Source organism: Streptomyces eurythermus (assembly GCF_014649115.1).
GTDB lineage: Bacteria > Actinomycetota > Actinomycetes > Streptomycetales > Streptomycetaceae > Streptomyces > Streptomyces eurythermus.
Genome location: NZ_BMSK01000023.1, coordinates 89,286 through 106,278, shown reverse-complemented (window position 1 = coordinate 106,278; position 16,993 = coordinate 89,286). Strand labels below are relative to the sequence as shown.

General features: G+C 71.5%; 17 protein-coding genes and 1 pseudogene. 6 read left to right on the top strand and 12 right to left on the bottom strand.

Features of this window, described 5'->3' with window-relative positions:
- The first annotated feature begins 252 nt into the window (after positions 1-252).
- Complete coding sequence (locus IE251_RS34155) at positions 253-1,149, top strand: helix-turn-helix transcriptional regulator (RefSeq protein WP_189756815.1); 897 nt, start codon at positions 253-255, stop codon at positions 1,147-1,149.
- 153 nt (positions 1,150-1,302) lie between these two features.
- On the opposite strand, the gene IE251_RS34150 is transcribed toward IE251_RS34155, so the two are convergent.
- Positions 1,303-2,193, bottom strand: coding sequence for a LysR family transcriptional regulator (locus IE251_RS34150; RefSeq protein WP_189756853.1), 891 nt, complete (start codon positions 2,191-2,193; stop codon positions 1,303-1,305).
- Between the two features lie 79 nt (positions 2,194-2,272).
- On the opposite strand from IE251_RS34150, the gene IE251_RS34145 reads away from it, so the two are divergent.
- The 3 genes from IE251_RS34145 (at position 2,273) to IE251_RS34135 (ending at position 4,556) form a co-directional block, all read left to right on the top strand.
- Positions 2,273-3,199 (top strand): EamA family transporter, encoded by a 927-nt coding sequence (locus IE251_RS34145; RefSeq protein ID WP_189756814.1) that lies wholly within the window; start codon positions 2,273-2,275, stop codon positions 3,197-3,199.
- A complete protein-coding gene (locus IE251_RS34140) occupies positions 3,196-3,846 on the top strand; it encodes an NAD(P)-dependent oxidoreductase (RefSeq protein WP_189756813.1) in 651 nt (216 codons plus the stop codon). Before IE251_RS34145 ends, IE251_RS34140 begins: the two co-directional genes overlap by 4 nt.
- A 107-nt stretch (positions 3,847-3,953) precedes the next feature.
- Positions 3,954-4,556: a sugar O-acetyltransferase gene (locus tag IE251_RS34135; RefSeq protein ID WP_189756812.1), complete on the top strand. Its 603-nt coding sequence runs from the start codon at positions 3,954-3,956 to the stop codon at positions 4,554-4,556.
- Between the two features lie 34 nt (positions 4,557-4,590).
- On the opposite strand, the gene IE251_RS34130 is transcribed toward IE251_RS34135, so the two are convergent.
- From IE251_RS34130 to IE251_RS34110, 6 genes and pseudogenes are all read right to left on the bottom strand, one after another.
- Positions 4,591-5,130 (bottom strand): hypothetical protein, encoded by a 540-nt coding sequence (locus IE251_RS34130; protein WP_189756811.1) that lies wholly within the window; start codon positions 5,128-5,130, stop codon positions 4,591-4,593.
- A gap of 82 nt (positions 5,131-5,212) precedes the next feature.
- Positions 5,213-7,195, bottom strand: a complete 1,983-nt coding sequence (locus IE251_RS34125) for a hypothetical protein (protein ID WP_189756810.1) — start codon at positions 7,193-7,195, stop codon at positions 5,213-5,215.
- On the bottom strand, positions 7,192-8,358 hold the full coding sequence (locus IE251_RS34120) for a phosphorylase family protein (RefSeq protein WP_189756809.1): 1,167 nt from the start codon (positions 8,356-8,358) through the stop codon (positions 7,192-7,194). The genes IE251_RS34125 and IE251_RS34120 overlap by 4 nt, the downstream gene beginning before the upstream one ends.
- A complete protein-coding gene (locus tag IE251_RS34115; protein ID WP_189756808.1) occupies positions 8,359-9,102 on the bottom strand; it encodes an NUDIX hydrolase in 744 nt (247 codons plus the stop codon). It lies immediately after the preceding gene.
- A 756-nt stretch (positions 9,103-9,858) separates the two neighbouring features.
- Positions 9,859-10,028: pseudogene (locus IE251_RS42215) on the bottom strand (phosphorothioated DNA-binding restriction endonuclease); the annotation flags it as partial.
- A 59-nt stretch (positions 10,029-10,087) separates the two neighbouring features.
- Positions 10,088-10,354 (bottom strand): hypothetical protein, encoded by a 267-nt coding sequence (locus IE251_RS34110; protein ID WP_189756807.1) that lies wholly within the window; start codon positions 10,352-10,354, stop codon positions 10,088-10,090.
- A 179-nt stretch (positions 10,355-10,533) separates the two neighbouring features.
- Between IE251_RS34110 and IE251_RS34105 the strand changes: the two genes are divergently transcribed.
- Positions 10,534-11,088, top strand: a complete 555-nt coding sequence (locus tag IE251_RS34105; protein WP_189756806.1) for a flavoprotein — start codon at positions 10,534-10,536, stop codon at positions 11,086-11,088.
- Positions 11,089-11,138: 50 nt separating this feature from the next.
- Here the strand turns inward: IE251_RS34105 and IE251_RS34100 are convergent, their stop codons facing one another.
- Positions 11,139-11,726 carry a rhodanese-like domain-containing protein gene (locus tag IE251_RS34100; RefSeq protein ID WP_189756805.1) on the bottom strand — a complete coding sequence of 196 codons (588 nt, stop codon included), beginning with the start codon at positions 11,724-11,726 and terminating at the stop codon, positions 11,139-11,141.
- Positions 11,727-11,834: 108 nt separating this feature from the next.
- Here IE251_RS34100 and IE251_RS34095 point away from each other — a divergent pair, with 108 nt between their 5' ends.
- Positions 11,835-12,122 (top strand): metal-sensitive transcriptional regulator, encoded by a 288-nt coding sequence (locus tag IE251_RS34095; protein WP_030778221.1) that lies wholly within the window; start codon positions 11,835-11,837, stop codon positions 12,120-12,122.
- A gap of 9 nt (positions 12,123-12,131) precedes the next feature.
- Here IE251_RS34095 and IE251_RS34090 read toward each other — a convergent pair whose 3' ends face one another.
- The 4 genes from IE251_RS34090 to IE251_RS34075 all read right to left on the bottom strand — a co-directional run bounded on the left by IE251_RS34090 (position 12,132) and on the right by IE251_RS34075 (position 16,843).
- The gene (locus tag IE251_RS34090; protein WP_189756804.1) at positions 12,132-12,878 is read right to left on the bottom strand and encodes a sulfite exporter TauE/SafE family protein; all 747 of its coding nucleotides are present in this window, start codon (positions 12,876-12,878) and stop codon (positions 12,132-12,134) included.
- Positions 12,875-13,216, bottom strand: a complete 342-nt coding sequence (locus IE251_RS34085; protein ID WP_229897048.1) for a rhodanese-like domain-containing protein — start codon at positions 13,214-13,216, stop codon at positions 12,875-12,877. The genes IE251_RS34090 and IE251_RS34085 overlap by 4 nt, the downstream gene beginning before the upstream one ends.
- Positions 13,217-13,246: 30 nt before the next feature.
- Complete coding sequence (locus tag IE251_RS34080; protein WP_189756803.1) at positions 13,247-14,611, bottom strand: MBL fold metallo-hydrolase; 1,365 nt, start codon at positions 14,609-14,611, stop codon at positions 13,247-13,249.
- A 339-nt stretch (positions 14,612-14,950) separates the two neighbouring features.
- The gene (locus tag IE251_RS34075) at positions 14,951-16,843 is read right to left on the bottom strand and encodes a hypothetical protein (RefSeq protein ID WP_189756802.1); all 1,893 of its coding nucleotides are present in this window, start codon (positions 16,841-16,843) and stop codon (positions 14,951-14,953) included.
- Positions 16,844-16,993 lie beyond the last annotated feature (150 nt).

Here is a 16,993-nt window from a genome sequence, read left to right as displayed (position 1 = left end):
CCGTCCCGTCGGGGTTCCACCGGAGTCGCCGTGCAGAAGACTCGTCCGCCGCGGCCGGCCCAGCCAGCACCGCCGTGGGACCGGTCGCCGTGAGGGTGGTCATCGCGTGACCACCCTCGGGCATCCCGTTCGCGCCGCCGGGCGGGCAGGATGGACGACGACCGCCGTACCCGCCGTACTCGCTTCATTTGCGGTACCTGCCGTACCCGCCGTACTCGCCGCAGGAGTACGCCGCACACCCCGGAGGCATCCATGGACGCGCCGTCCGAGCTCGGAGAGTTCCTGAAGTCACGCCGTGCCGCGCTGCGGCCGGAGGACGTCGGGATCGCGACCGCGCCGGCCCGCCGCCGGGTCGCCGGGCTGCGCCGCGAGGAGCTGGCCCTGCTCGCGGGCGTCAGCATCACCCACTACACCCGCCTCGAACAGGGCCGCGCGGCCGGGGTGTCCGACTCGGTGCTGGAGGCGATCGCCCGCACCCTGCGGCTCACCGAGGACGAGACCGCCCACCTGAAGGACCTGGCCCGCCCCGCCGCCCCGCGCCGCCCGGCCGCGCCCCGCGCCGAGCACGCCTCCGCCTCGGCCCGCCGGCTGCTCGCCGCCATGACGGACGTACCCGCGCTCCTCCTGGACCGGCGGGGCGACGTCCTGGCCTGGAACCGGCTCGGTCACGCCCTGCTCGCCGCGCACCTGCCGTGGGAGGGCCCGGAGACCGCCGGCGGCCGGCCCAACCTGGTGCGGATGCTGTTCCTGGACGAGGAGTACCGGGCGAGGTACACCGACTGGAAGGAGGAGGCCCACCTCGCGGTCGCCTCCCTGCGCCTGGTCGCCGGCCGGCACCCCGACGACCGCGCGCTGGCCGAGCTGATCGGCCGGCTGTCCATACAGAGCGAGGAGTTCACCGCGCTGTGGGCCCGGCACCCGGTCCGCACCTGCGTCTCCGGCACCAAGTCCCTGCGCCATCCGGCGGTCGGCACCCTGGAGCTGGGCTTCGAGAACCTGTGCCTGCCGGGCACCGCCGGCCAGCGCGTGATCACCTACACCGCCGAGCCCGGCTCCCCGTCCGACGCGGCCCTGCGCCTGCTGGCCGCCACGGCGGTACCGGCCGAGCGGGCGGACCTGCCCGCGCTGGACGCGCGCCGAACCGTCTGACGCCGCCCTGAGGCGTGCGGGCGCGTCAGGTCCGCGTCACGGGCTCCGAGGCTGAACCGTTCGACGCCGTCCTGGGGCGCGCGGTCGCGTCAGGTCCGCGTCACGGGCTCCGAGGCTGAACCGTTCGGCGCCGTCCTGGGGCGCGCGGTCGCGTCAGGTCCGCGGTCCGGCCCCGAGGACGTCGAGCATGGCCCGGGTCGCCGCGCTCGGCGGGAAGCGGCTCCAGGCCAGGTACTCCACCCGGTGCGGCCCGTCGGCCACCGGGACCAGCGCCAGCCCGGGGTCGGCGGCGGCCAGCGGCCGGACGAACGCCGAGGGCAGCAGCGCGACGCCGAGCCCCCGCCCGATCAGCCCGGTGATCAGCTCCACCACCCCCACCTCGTAGGCGACCTCGCGGACCAGGCCCGCCGCGGCGAACGCCTGGTCCGACTGGGCCCGGGCGGGCGTCCCGGCCACGAAGTCCACGAACGCCTCCCCGGCGATGTCCCGCAGCGTGACCCGCTTTGCCCCGGCCAGCCGGTGCCCGGCCGTCACCACCAGCACATGCTCGTCGTGGTCGAGCGCCACGCTCTCCACCCCCGTGGGCCGCTCGCCCTCCGGCAGCCCGAGGAAGGCGATGTCCAGCTCGCCGCGGCGGATCGCCGCCGCCAGCTCGTCACTGCGCCCGGACCGCAGCAGCACCCGCACCTCCGGGTGCCGGGCGCGGTAACGCTGCAACAGCTCCGGTACGTCCACGGCGGCGGTGGTCACGATCACCCCGACGGCGAGCCGGCCGCGTACCACGCCGGTCGCGGCGGCGGCGTCGGCCACCGCGCGGTCGACGGCGGCCAGTGCCTCCCGCGCCCGGGCCACGAACGCCTCGCCCGCGTCGGTGAGTTCGACCCGGCGACTGGAGCGGGCGAACAGCCGTACCCCCAACTCCCGCTCCAGGCCCGCGATCCGGTGGCTGAGCGAGGACTGCGTCACGTAACACCGCTCGGCGGCGCGGGTGAAGTTACGGGTCTCGGCGACGGCGACGGCGTACCGCATCTGCTGGAGGTCCACCCAGCCATGGTTTCTGTACATGGCTGTGATGGCAACCATGGCTTGGACGCATGGCCGGCCGGCGACCGAGACTCCTCACATGTCCTCGTCCGCCCAGCCGCAGGCCGCCGCCGTAGCCGCCACCGCCACGCCGGCCGCCCACCGGCAGGCCACCGTCCTGCTGACCGCCCTCGCCCCCGCCGCCTGGGGCACCACCTACGTCGTCACCACCGAACTCCTCCCGCCCGGACACCCGTTGTTCGCGGGCCTCATGCGCGCCCTGCCCGCCGGGCTGGTGGGCCTGGCGCTCACCCGGGTGCTGCCGCGCGGGGACTGGTGGTGGAAGGCCGTCGTCCTCGGCCTGCTCAACATCGGCGGCATGCCCCTGCTGTTCGTGGCCGCCGAACGGCTCCCCGGCGGGGTCGCCGCCACCCTCGGCGCGGCCCAGCCGCTGCTGGTCGCCGGGCTGGCCGCCCTCCTCCTGCGCGACCGGCCGACACCCTGGCGGCTGGCCTGGGGCGTGCTCGGCGTGGCCGGCGTCGGGCTCATGGTCCTCGGCCCCGGCGCCCGGCTGGACGCCGTGGGCCTGCTCGCCGGCCTCGGCCATACGGCGACCATGGCGGGCGGGGTCGTCCTGACCAGGCGCTGGGGCCGGCCGACGGGGGTCGGTCCGCTGGCCCTGGCCGGCTGGCAGCTCACGGTCGGCGGGCTGCTCCTGCTCCCGCTGACCCTCGCCTTCGAAGGCGTGCCGGAGCGGATCGACGCCGGCGCGGCGGGCGGCTACCTGTGGCTGGGCAGCATGGGCGGCCTGATCGCGTACACGCTGTGGTTCCGCGGCATAGCCACCCTCCCGGTGGGTGCCATCGCGCCCCTGGTCCTGCTGTCCCCCCTGGTCGCCACGGCCATCGGCGTGACCCGGGGCGAGTCCCTGAGTCCGTCCCAGACCTGCGGCTTCGCCCTGTCCCTGGCGGCGCTGCTCGCCGCGCAACTCAACCCGCCCCACCGCAGAAGGAGCACCTCCCGATGACTTCCCCCCTGACGATCGCGGTCCTCGGCGCCACCGGAATGGTCGGCAGCCGGATCACCGCCGAGGCCACCGCGCGCGGGCACCGGGTGCTGGCCCTCGCCCGCAAGCCGGCGAGCGGGCACCCGTCCGTGACCCCGGTCCCGCTGGACGCGGCGGACCCGGACGCCGTACGCCGGGCGCTGACGGACTCGGGCGCGCACGCCGTGGTGCTGACCCTGCGGACGTACCCGGCGGACGAGGACTTCCTGGTCGGCACCACCCGGGCCGTCCTGGACACAGCCGCCGGCCTCGGCATCCGGGTCCTGGTGATCGGCGGCGCCGGCGCCCTGCGCAGCCCCGGCAGCCCGGACCTCCTCCTGGCCGACAACCCGGACTACGTCCCCGCGGAGCTACGCCCGGTCGCCGCGGCCGGAGTGGCCCAACTGGACGCCTGCCGCGCCCACGCCCACCCCGACTGGACCTACCTCAGCCCCCCGGTCCTCCTCGAGCCCGGGGCCCGTACCGCCCGCTACCGCCGTGGCACGGACACCTTGCTCACCGCACCCGACGGCCGCTCCTGGATCAGCGCGGAGGACCTCGCGGCGGCGGCCGTGGACGAACTCGAACACCCGGGCGCGGAACGGCACTTCACGGTCGTACAGGCCTGACGGAAAAGATCGCGGGGGCCCCGCGGGGCACGTAGGCTCGGGGCGTGCGGCCGACCGCGGGCGCGCCGGGCGGTGCCCGAGGGGTCGGACGAAGGGAGCGTCCCGCTGTGACGCGTGCGCACGAGGAAGAAGTCCTGGCCCGGATCGCCAAGGGGCTGGTCTACACGGAGTCGGAAGCCGCCTTCCAGGCCCCCCGGCGGCGCACCGAGCAGATCTTCGCGTACAACCACACCCCGCCGGGCGAAACGGAGAAGCGCCGCTCGCTGCTCGTCGAGATCTTCGGCTCGGTCGGCGAACGCACGGTGCTGCTGCCGCCGTTCCACGCCGGGTTCGGCAGCAACGTGCACATCGGCGACGACTTCTTCGGGAACGTGAACCTCACGTTCGTCGACGACGTGGACATCCGCATAGGCGACGGCGTCATGATCGCGCCCAGCGTGACCCTGACGACGACGGGCCACCCGGTGCATCCCGACCGCCGCGCCGACTTCGGACGCTTCTCCGAGCCGATCGTCATCGAGGACAAGGTCTGGATCGGCAGCAACGCGGTCGTCCTGCCCGGCGTCCGCATCGGCTACGGCTCGGTCATCGGCGCCGGCAGCGTCGTCAGCCGCGACATCCCCCCGATGACGGTGGCGGTCGGCACCCCGTGCCGCCCGGTCCGCACGATCACGGAACGGGACCTCACCACGCGCATGGCCGGGGACTGACCCGTGCACGGGGAACCGTAGGGGCGAGACGGCACTACCGCTCCGCGTAGCGCAGGAACTGCCAGCCCAGAACGGCCAGGGCGACTAGCTGTGCGAGGGAGACGATCACGAGCAGAGGCTGGACGGCGGAGGAGCACCAGAAGGCCGTCACGCAGATCACCGGCACGGCCACGTACGTGAAGAGGTCCACCACAAGCTGCAGTCGCTTGCGCGTCGTTCGGGTCGCATCATCGCGGTGGTAGGTTTCCCAGCCGAACACCGCGCCGTGAGCGCCGCTGAGCTCGGCCAGCCGCGGTCCCAGCCGGTCGCGGATATAGCAGCCGACCGCCGAGATCTTCTCGTCATTGACCAGGTAGGTCCAGCCCAGGACCAGGCAGACCGCGGGGGCGGCGAGCAGCAGCTGGGCCTGACTGCTCTCCACGGTGATCGCCACGACCGCGGTGACCGCGGCGAGCGTGAAGTAGAGCAGATTGTCACGGAAGCCTATCCGGGTCTTCTGCTCCTCCTTGAGGCGGTCGTACTCGGTCAGCAGCAGTCTGCTCTCGGTGACGTCGTCCGTGGCGGTCACGGCCATTCCTGATCTCGGGTTCCGACTGGGTGAGGAGTGGGGCGGGAACCGGCGCCGGACCCCGCCCCACTCCGGAGGTCCGGGAGGATCAGCCGACAGCATGGAAGAAGGGCAGGTTCTTGGGATTGTTCCGGTCGATCCAACCCTTTCCGTCCGCCGCGATTCCTTCCAGGAGTTGGAAGGTGTGGACGAAACCAGCCGCATCGAGGTTGATGTCGGTGATTTCCTGGGCATTTTCGCCCGGCAGGAGTTGATCGGCGTCGGCGTCCTTGACGTGGATGTTCCTGGCCGGCCCGTTGGTGAGGTAGAGCTCCAGGTCGTAGCCGGCCTCGCTGTGTTCCGTGACCTGCACGGAGGACAACGCGTCGAACCGGTAGTTGCTCCGCTGCCGGTTGCCGCGCCGCGCGTTGGTGAAATCGAATTCCGCACCGACTTCGCGTACGCCGTCCTGTGTGACCAGGAATAGCCGGAAGGCGTAGCGCGAGTACCGCCAGGGACCACCCTTCACGCGTCCTCGCCTGTAGGGGCGCGCGGGGGTCAGCAGGATGGTGTGGGTGATCAGATCGCGCCAGGTGAGCTGGTAGTGGCGGAGCGCTTCGTCGATGAACAGAGTCTTGTCGCAGGCGAGCCAGGTCTCCATTTCCAGCTCACTGGGACGCGTGGCGTCCAGGTACGACTTCCACTTCTGGTACGCCGCCTGCCGCGCGGCGAGCTGCTCCTGGTATTCCCGGGTCTCCTCTGCCAGGCGGCGCTCCTCGCCCCCGGCCTCCAGCCACGAGGACGCGGCCGCGCGTCCGGACCAGACCGCGCCGGCCACGGCCAGGACGGCCAGCACCAGCTGTGATCCGCCGCCGCCCGAGGCCACCGTTCCGAGCAGGCCCAGTGTCATGAAGCCGAGGACGACGAGGGCGAACACGCACAACAGCTTGGCCCCCGCGGACGTCTGGTTCAGGCGGCGCTGATCGAACAGAGTGCCTTTGCCATACCGGTCCTGGGCATCCTCGGCGAGATGGCGGATCAGCCAGTTGACGCGGTCCACGTCGATCCGGCTTTCGCGGTAGAGGACCGCGATCTCGGCGGCGAGGCTGTCGCGGATGTGGGTGGTGTGACCGAGCCATTCCTGGGAGGTGAGTCCATACGGCACGCGGACGCTGAAGTAGTGGTCGAACGAATGGCGGACACGGTTGGTGAACCCATCCCCGGTGGAGGCGGGATCGCGCAGGTTCGGGATCTGGAGCCAACGGCTCTTGATCTTCAGGTGATGTTCCTGATACCACCACCCGCGACCGAAGTGAGCCGCGGTCAGGCCCGCGACGAGCGCCACCAGTAACTCGACGGCTGCCGAGGCCGGATCCGCGACCAGGGCCAGCACCGCGAGGCCCGCCGTGACGACGGCGAACAGGCCGGCTCGGACGGGGAGAGCCGCCCGGGCGGCAGCAGCGGTGCTCGGACGGGGCGGCAGGGCCCGTGGTCCGATGGGGTCGGGTTCGAAATAGGCCCAGACCCGTTGCACCCGTTGGTTGTCCAAACGCTCCGCCTCGGCCCACATGCGGCGCTCGGCCCACAGACCGTCTTTCAGCCCCCCGGTGAGGACCAGGTCGAAATGATGGAAGATCTTGTCACGCAGGCCGGGAGACAGGGATCGCAGCCGCTCCAGCACGCGTTCCGTCTCGCCGTCCGGGGTGCCGCGCATCGCCAGCAGGTCGAAAGCGACACGAAGAGCGTCCTTCCACTCTCCCTCGGCATAGGCGCGTACGGCCTCGGAGGCGCGCTGCAACTGCTGGCGCTCTTCGGTGCTGAGGTCGTGATAGGCGCGCGTACTGAGCATCGCCAGTACCCAGTGGAAGCGGACCTCCGCGTTGTCGTAATTCTGGGCGATCGCCTGCCTGATCAGGTCACGAGCACGGCTGGGGACGCCATCCTCGAGGAACCGCACGCCGATCTTGTACTTTTCCTCGGGTGTCGCGTCCTGATGGCCGATGGAGATGTGGGCGTTGTGTACGACCCCGGCTTGCATGGCGACGGTGGAGTCGTATGCCGAGTTGTACGTGACACCGCTGTCGTCGTTCATGACAGGCCACCCGCCGCGACGACCAGAGGGGCCAGCCTGGTCACCAACTCGGGGGAGTCCGCGACCAGGCCGCGTAACCTCTTGAGCGCGATGGTCGTCCTCTTCACCGACTCGGGAGCGGTGTCCCTCGCCGCGTGGCGGGCGAGGCCCAGTTCGACCAGTGCCTCCCGGTAGGTGTCGTCGTCGAGAGCGCCCTCGGTGTGGTGGTGGCTCAGCAGCTCCTGGAAGGCGTGGAGTTCGGCTACCAGGTCGGTCGTCGAACCGGTCGCTTCCGGGCTCGTGTGCAAGTGGACGCTGCTTCCGTTGACCGAGCCGGCCATGATGCCGACGGTGCTGTTGTGGGCGGTGTTGCGGACATGGTCCTTGAGCCTGTCCGCCGAACGGGCCCTGTCTTCCTTGGACATTGCGGTCTTCTCCTGTTCCCCCACCAGTTCCACGGCCAGCCGTGTGGCGAACGCCGCCGCGTTCGCCGCGGCTCGTGGCTGCCAGTTGCGGTCCTTCGTGCTGTTCTTCGTGCCGTCCGCGCGGTCGCTGATTCCCCGGATGATGGCCACCGGAGCCCCGTTGAGATGACCGGCCTGCGCCACACCGGCGGCCTCCATCTCGATGGCCAGCGCGTCGTTGTAGTGCTGTCGGATCCACCGTGCCTCGGCGGAGATCGTCGAGTTCTGCACGATCTCGCCGGCGGCGATCGCGCCGAAGCGCACCTGCGGGGGGCGCCCGTGGCCGGGTGTGTCGTCGGCCCAGTCGTTCACGCGGGCCAGGTGCGAGCCGAGCTGGCTGATGCCGTGGGCCGTCTCCCACACCCGGGGTCGGCTCTTGAGCCCGTCGTCCTCGCTGGTCCCGCCGTGGTAGGCGTACACGTGGGTCGCCATCACCACGTCGCCCAGCCTGGCGGTGTCCCACAGAGCGCCGGCGACGCCGACGAACAATACGGCCACCGGTGAGAACTCCTGGATGGCGCGCTCGGCGATCACCGCGGCGGAATGATTGCCTTTGTTCGTCAGGCCGAGCGCGACACGGCACGAAGTGCCCTGCACGGTTCCCACCTCGAACAGCGTCCCCCGCTCGTGCCGGTGCACTTGTGCGCCGGCCAGTTTCCGGCGCACGGCCTGGTATTCGAGATTGAGGGCGGTGAGAATCACCACCAGGTCTTTCGACATCTATTCTCCTTCCTCTCCCGTGCTCTCTTCCGTTGTGGACGGCACAGGCCGGATCAGTGGCGGGATCAGTACCTTTTGGGGTCCGGCCCGGTACAGCCGCGCGGGCCGCCCTCCCGTGCTCCTGCGTCCCGAACCGGCGGGGACGATGAACCCCTCCACGGCCTGGACTTTCCGGTAGAAATTACGGGTGTCGAGTTCGGTGCCCCAAACCGCCTCGTACACCTGTTGCAGCTCGGCTATGGTGAAGAGTTCTCCGCAGAATGCCGAGGCCAGTGCCGTGGATTCGAGCTTGCTACGCGCGCGCTCGATTCCGTCGGTCACGATCCGCCGGTGATCGAAGGCCAGTCTCACCTCGCCCGAGAGGACGGATTCCGCGGGGACCCACGCGGCGTCCGCGGCGTCGGTTCCCGCGACCGGCTCCGGGAGTCCCGGCGCGATCGCCAAATGGGCCACGGAGACGACTCGCCCGCGCGGATCGCGACCCGCTTTCCCATAGGTGGCCAGCTGTTCAAGGTGCACCCACCCGGCGGTGAGAGCGGTTTCCTCACTCAGCTCACGGTGGGCGGCGTCGAGGATGTCCTCCCCGGCGTGATTCAGGAATCCGCCGGGCAGAGCGAGCATGCCCTGGAAGGGATCTTCACCCCGCTCCACGAGCAGGACGCACAACCGCCCCTCGCGCAGCGTCAGGATCACGAGATCGACCGTCAGTAGTACATGTGGCGGTGACCAGTCGTCAGCTTCCATGTGAGTCACCGTACTTGGCTTTCTGTCATTTTGACAAGAAGCGGATGTCGAGGGGGCCCTTGTTGTACGGTGCGGCCCCTCGCAGAGGTCGAGCCGTCGTCCGCTCGTCGAGATCCGGGCGACGAAGACGAGCGTGAAGAAGCCGCCCGGGCCTTCCACGCCCCCGAGGTCGTGGACCGCGTGGGCGATCTTGAGCGCTTCCGGTCGGACGGCCGGACCGGCCTCCTCGCTATAGCTCGCGGACGGCCGTAGCAGTTGCTCGGTTCCCCGGGCTCGTTCCTGTCGGCCGGGAGATCCCACCTGCCCTTGGCGAACTTCGCCCGATCACCACGCTGGAGGGGATCCGCGCGGCCGTCGGTCTCGTCGTGGATGATGACGGCGGCGACCAGCAGGGCCATGGATCCCGCAGCACGCTCGAATGCCTTGGGCCGGTCGTCGGCTATGGGCTGAGCCCTGAGGGGCTTCGCCGACCGGAGTGGGCATGCCGGGGAAGCTCCTCGCGGGCGCGGCGGCGAGTTCGGCGGCGCCGGCAGCCGTCAGGGACGGGCGGACATTCCTGTGCGCTCCGCGAGATCGCAACGCGCGGCATCCGCTTTGAGTCTGCCCTGGACAGGCACGTGGCCCGCAGAAACGCCGCGTGCAGGGAAAGCGCCTGGGCCGCGAAAGCCCTGTGGCCGCCGCGTGTTCACGGTTTGCCCGGCCTCGGTGTTCTGGAAGCGTTCTGGCCTGAGCAGTTGGTTGTGGGGGCGGCAGTGGTCAGCCAGTGGCAAGGCGCGGTTCGCCGTGGAAGACCTGTCGGGTATGCCAGTTGCGGTGAGCTGCGGCAAGAGGGTGCGAGCCGGGCCAGTGGCCGATGGAGGACGGTCCGAGAGGGCTATGACGTGGTCGTGGGCGGCGGAGCTGTGGCCGATGAAGCGTTGTTGGACCCTAGCCTTCAACAATGCCGAGCCGCCCGCTCGCGCATGAGCGCGGGTGGAGCCGTCGGTCAGCCCATCTGCTCGCGGGCGGCCTTGAGATCGTCCACGAGAAAGACGTCTTGAGACCACTGCCCGGGCCATGCGGCGAGTACGAGGTCCTTCGGTCCCGCCTGCGCCAGCAGCGCTCGCTTCTCGGTTATTCGTGTTGCCTGCGTAACGACACCCTTGGCGTCGACCCGGATCAGGGTCACGGTCTGCCCGCGCCAGGGAAAGGACCCCTCCACATCGCTCGTGCGGCGGAGGGAAGAGGCGTCGAAGTCGGCAAATCTCGGCATGGCGCGAACTCTAGTCCGATCTTGAGCGCCGTCGAGGTGCTTTCCCTGCCTTCGTCTCCCCGTCCGGGCCTTCGCGGGCGGGACAAGATTCCCTCCCGCCCGTGATATACGGCTGCCCGCGGCCCCCGACGTACCCTGCCGAAACCGCACCGCTTCAGCCACCAACTGGGAGTCGCCGCATGACCGCACCGACCGCCCCGGACAAGAAGCCCTTCCTGTACGTCGTCGTGTGTGCGGCGGGTGTTGCCCGAGATGTCGGCAAGCTGATCACGGCTGCCCAGGAGGCGGACTGGGATGTCGGTCTCGTCGCCACGCCGCAGGGGCTCGGTTTCATCGACGTCGAGGCGGTCGAGGCGCAGACCGGCTACCCGATCCGCTCAGCCTGGCGGTCACCGGGGGATCTGCGCCCGCTGCCTCCGGTGGACGCGATCGCGGTGGCTCCGGCCAGGTTCAACACGGTCGACAAGTGGGCCGCCGGGATCTCGGACACCCTGGCCCTGGGCATCCTGTGCGAGGCGTACGGCATGGGTGTCCCGACCGTGGCCCTGCCCTGCCTGAACTCCGCCCAGGCCGCCCATCCCGCCTACCGGCGGAGTCTTGACCGGTTGCGGGGGATGGGGGACCTGATCGGCTTGGGCGAGCCGCACCGGCCGAGGGCGGGCGGTGCCGCGGAGCGCTTCCGCTGGGAGGAGGCGCTGGAACTGCTGGAGCCTTTGGTGGGCAGGGTGCGGTGATGCCGTTCGTCGCCCGGTGAGAGTGGACGGCGGCGAGGAGCCGGTCGGGCTCAGCGGCCGCGCAGTGCGGCGAGCGTCGCGTCCAGGTCCGCCGGGCGGGGCCGGTTGTGCGGCAGCTTGCCGAGCACGGCCGCCATGCCGCAGGTGTCGGTGAGGGCGGAGAAGACGAGGCCGCCCGCGATGCCGGCGGAGAGCAGCTGGAACGCCGGGTGCGCGAGCAGGCCGAGAAGCAGCCCCAGGAGTACCACCGCTCCGGCGGTGAAGCGGACCTGCCGTTCCATGCTCCAGCGGGCCCGGGTGTCGCACGCGGTGGGCCGGTGCAGGTCATGGCCCTGCGCGGCCCACCCGTTGGTGCCGCCCGCGAGGCCGGCGGCCGGGATGCCCTGTTCGGCCAGGATCTCGCAGGCGTTCTGCGAGCGGGCACCGGAGGCGCACACCACGAGTACGTCCCCGCGGCCGGCCGCGTGCCGGAGTTCGGGCAGTGCGCGGCGCAGGTGGTCCAGGGGGATGTTGAGGGCGCCCGGCAGATGACCGGTGGCGTATTCGCCGGGGGTGCGGACGTCGATGACGGTGAGTTCGTGGAGCCGTTCCCGGACCTGGTCGGTGCCGAGCGTGGTGGGAGCGAGGGGGCTGGTCATGACAGCGGTGATCCTTGTCGTCGCTTGGTGATCGTCTGGGCGTCTGATCGACCCCGTCCGCGACCGGGGACGTACAGTACCCCTAGGGGTATAGGCGGAGGAGTGATCGTGGAACTGGAGCTCGAGGGCGCGTCCCTGAAGGCCGTGCTGAACCGGCTGCGCAGGGCGCAGGGGCAGATCTCCGGGGTGATCCGGATGATCGAGGAGGGGCGGGACTGCGAGGAGGTCGTCACCCAGCTGGCCGCGGCCTCGCGGGCGCTGGACCGGGCGGGTTTCGCGATCATCGCCACCGGGCTGCAGCAGTGCGTCGCGGACATCGAGTCGGGCAGGAAGAACGGGGAGGACGCGGAGGCGATGCGCGCGCGGATGGAGAAGCTGTTCCTGTCCCTGGCGTGACGGCGGCCGTCACGTCACCGCGTCCAGCAGCATGAAGCCGGCCACCGCGAGCAGGACGAGGGCGAAGACGCGTCGCAGGGTGTCCCCGGGCAGTTTGGCCGACAGGCGTTTGCCGTCCCAGGCGCCGAGGATGGCCGCGCCGGCGAAGGGGCCGATGACGGACCAGTCCAGGCCGCTCGCCGTTCCGGCGCGCACGGCCAGCGCCGCGAGCGAGTTGACGGTGATGACCAGCAGGCTGGTGCCCACCGCCGCCCGCATGCGCATGCCGAGGACGTTGACCAGTGCCGGTACGGCGAGGAAGCCGCCGCCCACGCCGAGCACGCCGGTGACCGCGCCGAGCCCGGCGCCCGCGGCCGCCGTCCTGAGGGGCCGCACCGGTACGGCGGTTCCCGGCGCCGGGCGGTGCCGCAGCATGCGTATCGCGGCGACCGCGGCGACCGCGGCGAAGGACACGGCCAGCACGGCCGCCGGCAGTCGGCCGGCGAGCGCCCCGCCCAGCATCGCCGGGCCGGTTCCCGCCGCCGCGAACAGCAGCCCCGTACGCCAGCGGACCTGGCCCTCGCGGGCGTGCGCGGTCAGCGCGGTGGCGGAGGTGACGGTGACGATGACCAGGCTCGCGGTGGTCGCCGCGACCGGGGTGAAACCCAGCAGGTAGATCAAGGCGGGGACGGCCAGCACGCTGCCGCCGCCGCCCAGCGCGCCGAGGGCCAGGCCGATGACGGCACCGGCGATCAGCGCGAGTATCGCGGCGCTCATGCGACGGTCCCGTCCCCGCCGTGCGCGTCCGCCGCCGGCAGACCGGCAGTGGCCCGGTCCCGGATGCCACCGATCGCACCGACGGTGAGCGGGAGTTCGGCCGCCCGCCGCGAGCGGCTGCCCGAGCGGCGGGTCACGACGGCGGGCAGTCCGGCGCCGGTGGCGAGCGCCGCCAGTGGCATGCGCGCGTGCCCGGCCCGGCACTCGCGGGGTTCGCGTACGTCGATCGGCGGGGCGTCACCGTCCCGTCCGGTGGCGTGCCTGGTGCGGAGCGCGGCGTCCCGCAGCGTCACCCGTCCCGGGCTGCTTCCGCCGCGCCCGAAGAGGCTCGTTCTCACTGCTGTTCTCTCCCGGTTCCCGGTCCCCGGTCAGGAGGTGCGGACGGTGAGCCCGGCCGTCTCGGCCGAGTCGAAGGAGTCGTCCACGGCCACCACCTCCCGGCCGGCCGCGTCCAGCAGGGAGGCGGCGATGGCGGCGCGCATGCCGCCCGCGCAGTGCACCCAGACCCGGCCTGCCGGGATCTCGTCGAGGCGGTGGCGCAGGGCGTGGAGCGGGATGTGGACGGAGCCCTGGACGAAGCCGGCGGCCCGCTCGGAGTCCCGGCGGACGTCCAGCACGACGACGCCGTCCCCGGAGGCCGCCGCGAGGTCGGCGAAGCGAGCGCGCGGGAAGGAGGCGAGGGCTTCGCCGTCCCTCACCCAGCCGGTGGGTGCGCCGGTGGCGGCGGCGGCCGGGCGGTCGATGCCGACCCGGACCAGTTCGCGCTGGGCGGCGGCGAGCTGCTCGGGGGACTCCGCGAGCAGGGTCACGGGCTTGCCCCAGGGGATCAGCCAGGCCAGGTAGGTGGCGAGCTGCCCCTCGGCCTCGAAGTTGAAGGAGCCCGCCAGGTGGCTCTCGGCGAAGGCGACACGGTTGCGCAGGTCGACCACCCACTCGCCGGCGGCCAGCCGGGCGCCGATCTCCTCGGCGTCGGCGACGGGGGGCGGGGTGAGGTCTACCGGAGCGGGTCCGGCGGCGTTGGCCGGTGCCATGTGGGCGTAGTAGGCGGGGGTGTCGTCCAGGCCGGCCAGCAGGTCGGCGACGAAGGTGTCCACGTCCCGGGTGAGCGCCTCGTTGACCGCCTTCTCCGTGCCGATCGTGGTGGCGCCGCCCCGCGCCGGGGAGGAGGAGCAGAAGCTGCCGAAGCCGTGGGTGGGCAGCACGGCCGCGTCGTCGGGCAGCTCGGCGGCCAGCCGGTGCGCGGAGGCGTGCTGGGCGCGGGCGAGGTCCTCCGTCAGCCGCGGCTCGACCAGGTCGGGCCGGCCGACGGTGCCGATCAGCAGCGAGCCGCCGGTGAACACGGCGACCGCCGTGCCGTTCTCCTCCAGGACGTAGGAGGTGTGGTGCGGGGTGTGGCCGGGGGTGGCGAGCGCCCGCAGAGTCAGTCCGGCGGTGGCCTCGATCTCCCAGCGGTCGCCGTCGTGCACGGGTACGCGTGCGTAGGAGACGCGTGCGGCGGCGGGTACGAGATAGGCGGCGCCCGTCACCCGCGCCAGCTCCAGGCCGCCGGTGACGTAGTCGTTGTGGAGGTGCGTCTCCACGACGTGGGATATCCGCACCCCGCGCCGCGCCGCGGCCCTGATCACCTGCTCGAAGTCACGCGGCGGATCGACCGCCACCGCGCCCCGCTCGCCGCCCGCCAGATAGCCGCGGTTGCCGAGCCCGGCGATCTCAAGGGTGTCGATGAAGAACATGAGCTGCTCCACTCCAGTGACGAATTACCCCCCGGGGTATATGTCGACGGTAGCACGGGTACCCCGGGGGGTATTCAGGGGGACGTGGAAGGGCCCTGTTAAGCGCTTCATGCTGCGGACGTATGGGCAGCCGCTCCCCTGGAGGAAGGCCCGGTGCTGCCCTACAGCGAGACCCGCACCCGCGAGGCGGCCGACGGCGCTGCCGCGGAGAACCCGGTCGATGGCCTGGGCGCATCAGTGCCCTGGCGGAAGCAGCGGGCGACGGCCTGAGGACCCCACGGCCACATGACGAGGGCGAGGTCCGAGGTGCTGACCCGGGGGCTCATGACGGACCCGGCCTCATCCGGCGGGGGATTCGCCCTGCGGACCGGTGACGGGGCCCGGTGGGACCACCGGAGGGACCGGCAGGCTTCCAGGGATGGTGATGCGGATACGGGGCGCCAGCCAGTCTTGTGACGGGAGCGGCTCGGCCACAGGGTCGCGACGCACGAATCGGCCCGGACGGAACCAGGACGCATGGCCCCATGGGGGGCTGCCCGGTTCCAAGGCGACCGGTTCCGGTCCGGGCGAACCGATGGCGGCAATCCTCAGGATGTCGGCCTCCTGAGCCATCCCCACCTCCAGCAGACGACCCAGGGCCTCCGCGACTTTGCCCGCACCCTCACGACGCACCCCGTTCAAGACGAGCACGCGGTCCGCGGTCCTGTCGGCCTCCAAGGAGGAGAGCAGCAGGGGAAGTTCCCGTACCGGGCGCAGTTGTCCGGCGGCGAGCAGTACTTCGTGGGCGAGCCGAGCCAGACCGGACCTTCGGAAGTGGCCGACGGCCTGCTGGAAATGGCGGGCGGGCCGGTTGGTCGCCATCCCCCTCACCACCAGATCGGCATCCGTTGGAGTGAGGCCGCCGTCCAGCAACGCGCCAAGGTACGGCGCGGGCCGCGCCGTACCGATCGCCAGCAGGAACGCGTCGGCGGCGGCCGCCTCCCCCGCGGAACGCAGTCGCCGGATGGCGACGAGGGCCAGCTCCGTCGTCCAGTTTTGGGCCGCAATGACCAAAAAGGGGAAGACCTCGTCCAGCGGGTCCCCGCGCCGCAGGGGGAGGATCGCTCCGAAAAGCAGCTCCAGTGCCGCGTTGTCCGCATCTTTGTCCGGCTCGTTGTTCGGGGCTTCCTCGCCGGTCGCCCGGGGGAGCCCGGCCTGGCCGGCCGGTTTGTCCAGTGCCTGTACGGGTGGTTCGTCCACGGCGCTGTCCGGCGTTTCCTCCTGCTCCTCGCGCAGTTCCTCGGCGAGCCGGTTCAGTCGCTCGGCGCCCGTGTCGATGATGCGCGTGGCCTTCATCAGGGCGATGTCGATGTCGTCCGAGGTCCGCTGTTCCGGAAGTACCGGCGTGGGGGCCTCGTGTTCCGGTGCCGCGTCGGTGTCACGGCCGACTGGGCCGTGCTGCTGTCGCAGTCGGGAGAGTTCGGCGGTCAGTCTGTGGACCTGTTCCGCCGACTGCTCGGCCAGCCGGTCCGCCTTCTCCCGTTCGGCACGTGCCCGGCTCAGTTCCGTCTCGGCTTGTGCGCGCTGAGCCTCGCTGTGCCGCAATTGCTCGTGGACCTCGTCCAGGGCCTCGTACGCCCGAGACGGGGCGGCGGCACGCTCACGCTCAGCCGTCAACGTGGCGATGTCGCGGTGGAGCTTGTCGACGAGCGTCAACAGGATCAGCACCATGTGGTGAGCGTCGTTGCGCGCCTTCTCCAGTTCCGCTGTGCGCTGCAGTGCCCGCATGAGCTGATCGGAGAGCTCTAGCGACCGCCGTTGTACAACGACCAGGTCACGCACCGGGACCAACAGGGCAGGTCCTGTGCGGAACGGGGACCGCACCTGCCGGCCGGTACCGCTGTCGCGGGGGCCGGGCCGCGCACCGGGTGGCGCCGATACGGCAGCCTCGTAGAGGGGGCGCGCCTGTTGCCGTAACCGCTCGTACTCGGCGGCGTCGCCGGAACAGGCGTCGGCGACGGCCTCCACGAAGTCCCACCGCAGGTTCATACCGGCCAGCCGGTCCGCGACTGTGGTCCTGCCCGGCACGGTCTGATTCTCGAAGTGTTCGGGCTTCAGCTCGCGCAGCAGGTCGTCCAGACGCAGACCCGCATCATCCAGCCATGCCCGCAGCAGCTCGGCGAGACGGTTGGCCTCCTCAGTGGGCCCTCGTAACCCCGCCCACGGCCGTCCCCGGCGACCCTTGCCCCCCACGGCTCCCCTCCCGCATGTGCCTACGTGACCAGGACTTGTCCGAACTTGTACGCAGGGAGGCCCGGACTTGTGGAGTCAGGGCCGATCGGCCAGCAGGCTGACGGCATCACCCGCCTGCCGTGCCTCTTCGGGGCACGGCACCGGATTGCT

Coding starts and splice junctions, on each gene's coding strand:
- IE251_RS34155 (WP_189756815.1), top strand. CDS start 253: ATGGACGCGCCGTCCGAGCTCGGAGAGTTCCTGAAGTCACGCCGTGCC.
- IE251_RS34145 (WP_189756814.1), top strand. CDS start 2,273: ATGTCCTCGTCCGCCCAGCCGCAGGCCGCCGCCGTAGCCGCCACCGCC.
- IE251_RS34140 (WP_189756813.1), top strand. CDS start 3,196: ATGACTTCCCCCCTGACGATCGCGGTCCTCGGCGCCACCGGAATGGTC.
- IE251_RS34130 (WP_189756811.1), bottom strand. CDS start 5,130: ATGGCCGTGACCGCCACGGACGACGTCACCGAGAGCAGACTGCTGCTG.
- IE251_RS34125 (WP_189756810.1), bottom strand. CDS start 7,195: ATGAACGACGACAGCGGTGTCACGTACAACTCGGCATACGACTCCACC.
- IE251_RS34120 (WP_189756809.1), bottom strand. CDS start 8,358: ATGTCGAAAGACCTGGTGGTGATTCTCACCGCCCTCAATCTCGAATAC.
- IE251_RS34115 (WP_189756808.1), bottom strand. CDS start 9,102: ATGGAAGCTGACGACTGGTCACCGCCACATGTACTACTGACGGTCGAT.
- IE251_RS34110 (WP_189756807.1), bottom strand. CDS start 10,354: ATGCCGAGATTTGCCGACTTCGACGCCTCTTCCCTCCGCCGCACGAGC.
- IE251_RS34105 (WP_189756806.1), top strand. CDS start 10,534: ATGACCGCACCGACCGCCCCGGACAAGAAGCCCTTCCTGTACGTCGTC.
- IE251_RS34100 (WP_189756805.1), bottom strand. CDS start 11,726: ATGACCAGCCCCCTCGCTCCCACCACGCTCGGCACCGACCAGGTCCGG.
- IE251_RS34090 (WP_189756804.1), bottom strand. CDS start 12,878: ATGAGCGCCGCGATACTCGCGCTGATCGCCGGTGCCGTCATCGGCCTG.
- IE251_RS34080 (WP_189756803.1), bottom strand. CDS start 14,611: ATGTTCTTCATCGACACCCTTGAGATCGCCGGGCTCGGCAACCGCGGC.